The organism is Streptomyces sp. W16, assembly GCF_033194735.1.
Lineage (GTDB): Bacteria > Actinomycetota > Actinomycetes > Streptomycetales > Streptomycetaceae > Streptomyces.
This window is the reverse complement of sequence record NZ_JAWOAI010000802.1, coordinates 1-3,198: the sequence shown is the minus strand read 5'-3', so window position 1 is coordinate 3,198 and position 3,198 is coordinate 1. Positions and strand designations below refer to the sequence as shown.

General features: G+C 74.3%; 1 protein-coding gene. It reads right to left on the bottom strand.

What is annotated here, in order from left to right; all coding sequences use genetic code 11:
• Nucleotides 1-3,198 (bottom strand): DNA-binding protein (locus R6V09_RS49505; RefSeq protein WP_317887996.1); only part of this gene is annotated, 3,198 nt, incomplete at both ends.

Below are 3,198 nucleotides of genomic sequence, written 5' to 3'. Positions count from 1 at the left end.
GCCGGCGGGCAGCCGGTGGGCGAGCCAGGCGGCGAGGCCGACCGAGCCGACGAGGGTCTGCGTGGTGAACCCGGCCGTGTCGTTGCCGACCGGCCGCACCCGGTCGCCGTTGACCTCCCATCGCAGATCCCGGCTGAGTTGCGGCGCACGGGTCGGGTCCAGCAGCGCGGGCAGCGCCTCCCGTACCGGCCAGGGCGCGTGCTTGAAGGCGCGGATGCCGTCGCTGAGCAGGTCCTCGGGGATGGCGGGACGCTTCCCGAGCCTGCTGTTCCACATCGCGGCCCCCGCCGCCACGTCCGGGCCCTCGGTCCACAGGCGGACCGGGTCGGCGGGCAGCAGTGCGGCCACGACCGCGGCGCGGACGGCACTGTCGAGGGCGCGCAGTTCGTCCTTGGCGACCGCCGCCGGGGCGACCTTTACCCCGATCACGTTGCGGGCCTCGGTGGTGAGGAAGGCCCGCTCGTAGGCGTCGACTCCCGGCAGCCCGGCGACGACGAGCCGGGCCATGGTCTCGGTGACGCCGGTGAGCCGGGCGAACTCCTCGGCGGCGTCCGGGAACCACGGTGCCGGACCGCGCTCGGCGAGCGCGGCGAGGAACGCACCGAGCCGGCCCGGGTGTTCGTCCTTGCCGATCGGGTCACAGGCCAGGACCTTGTACGGCTCCGGAACGGCGAACCGTCCTGCCGGCTCGTGGAACAGACCGGTGAAGTCACAGCCGTCGTCGTCCAGGGACCCGTGTCCGGTCACCGCGACGAAGGCACCGTCCGCCAACGGCAACAGGCCGTTCCAGGAGCCCTCCCGCCAGCTGCCCGAGGCCAGCCGCAGCCGGTGCGCGTCCAGGTGCAGGGACACTGTGCGCCAGCGGCCGGGCGCACCGGACTGCCCCAGCCCCAACTGCTCGAATCCGGTGAGCAGTTGCTGGAGTGCCGCGCGGTGCTCGTCGGCGGTGGTGCCGGCCGCCGCCCGGTAGGCGAGGGCCGTCACCCGCCCGAGCAGGTTGTGCAACTCCGGCTGCCCGATGGGCAGTTCGGGTCCGTCGAGGTGGAGCCGGGCAGCGGCCGGTTCCGGTACGACGTCGGTGGTGTCGGCGGCACGGGTCAGCACCCGCAGGAGGCGGAAGACGGTGTCGGCCTGGTCGTCGCGGTTCCACCAGTAGCCGTTGGACGCACCGAGACCGCTCATCGCGTCGCGGAGCAGGCTGTCCGTCGGACCGGCAGGTCCCTCGTCCTCCAGGCCGCCTTCCAGGGCCAGGGTGAGCCGGGTCGCCGCCGAGTCCAGGACCGCCTGCTGGGCCGCCGCGTACCGCACGACCCCGGCGATGCCCGCGACCAGGGCGGGGTGGGTGACGGGCAGGAGGGTGCGGATCGCGCCCGGCAGCGCCTCCGGTTCCTTGTTGGTGGCGGCCGACAGCAGGGCGGAGGTGGTGTCCCGGTCGATGCGGCGCAGTCCGGTGGAGCCCGCCGGGTCGCGCGGGGTCAGGCACTCCCAGTACTGCACCGGCGGCAGCAGCAGGGAGCCCTCGCCGAAGACGCCCGCCGTACGGTCGGTCTTCGCCCAGGCGGTGACGACCCCGTCGGCGTCGACCAGGTCGAGCTGCCAGCCGTTGCGCACGACCGCGGTGGGCCGCTCCGCCCCGGGGAACATCACCAGCGTGTACGGCCGGCCCGCCTCGGCGGGCAGCGTGAGGGTGTGCCCGGCGAGATCCTCGACACGCGTGGAGCCGTCGGGGAGTTCCAGCCTGCGCAAGCCCACAAGGCCGTCGACGGGCGCGGAGGCAGGGGCGGCGCCGGCGGTGGGGGAGGGGCGCATCCTGCCGCCGGCGAAGCTGCTGCCCGCGGGGGCTTCGCGCAGCGCGTCGGCGAGGAAGGTGGGCCGGCTCATGCGTCCGTGCTCGTCGGTGGCCGGGTCGTACTCGTACCAGCCGCGTGCCTCCCGGTCCTCGGAGTCCGCGTGCCAGACCCAGTAGGAGGAGCCGTCGAAGAGCAGCGGGCGCTCCTCGGGCACCGTGGTGTCGCCGGCGTGCAGTACACCGCGGCCGGTGGTCCGGCCGCCGCCGGGCAGCGGCAGGGTGATGGGGAAGTTGCCCTTGTACCAGTCCATTTCGGTACCACGGGTACCGCGCGGGCCTTCGAGCTTCTCGATCCGGTCGGCGCGGGTGTGCCAGTAGCCGCGCAGGCCGTCGCTGCGGCTGTTCCAGTAGACGAGGAGTTCGCCGTCGACATGGTGGAAGCCGGGGTCGCCGACCCGGTCGCCCGTGGGGATGCGCAGGTCGTGGGTGAGCACGGTGCCTTCGGCGCCGATCACCCGGGCCTGGGCCTCGCCGGCCACCACGAGGTGGGGCCAGGCGTCGGCGACGATCAGGTCCTCCACCTGCTTCTTCGGGACGAGTTCGGCCGCCGCCTCCTCCCAGGCGGGCCAGCCGAGTTCGTCGAAGAGGCCGGCCCGCAGGGTGCGCGCCAGCACGGGGGCGAGGTCGGTGGCGACCGCCGCGCGTACGTCCGACTCGGCCAGTGCCAGCGCCTCGGCGGGCAGCCACTTCAGGCGGGCCAGCGCGTCTGGCAGCTGGGGCAGACCGACCGCGGTGAACCGCTCGACGACAGCACGCACCCACTGGGCCAGCAGCGGACGGCAGCCGGGCGACTGCGCCAGCAGCCGGATGGCCCGCAGACCGGGTTCGTCGTCCCCGAACCGGTCCGCGCCCTTCAGGAAGGCGCCGTGGAACCGCGCGTCGGCGCCCAGGAACACCAGGTCCCGGTGACCGTCGCCCAGCGACCACTGCTCCAGCGGCAGGGCGTGATCCCGCTCCGGAGTCGCCACCGGTACGTCCAGGGACAGCAGCAGGTCGATCAGATCGATGTCATGGGTGACCCTCAACGCGCCGCCGGACGCGGCGAGTTCGGCCCGCAGCCGGTCCGCCGTCCGCTCCACGAGCGGGTACAGCCGCGGCATCCGGGTCGAGCCGCGCCAGGACCGGGCCCGCTCCCGGAACGTCAGGAAGCGCTCCAGCCAACCCGCCGTGCCGTCCCGAGGACGCTCCTCCTCGGGCAGGGCGGCATCCCACAACCCCGCCGTGGCACCGGAGTCCTCCAGCACCTGGAGCCACAGCGCGGGCATCTCGTCGTCCGAGCCCGCGGGAAGCATGTCCAGCAGAGTGCCGCGCACCCGCCGCTCCCGCGCGGCCAGCGCCACCAACGCGGA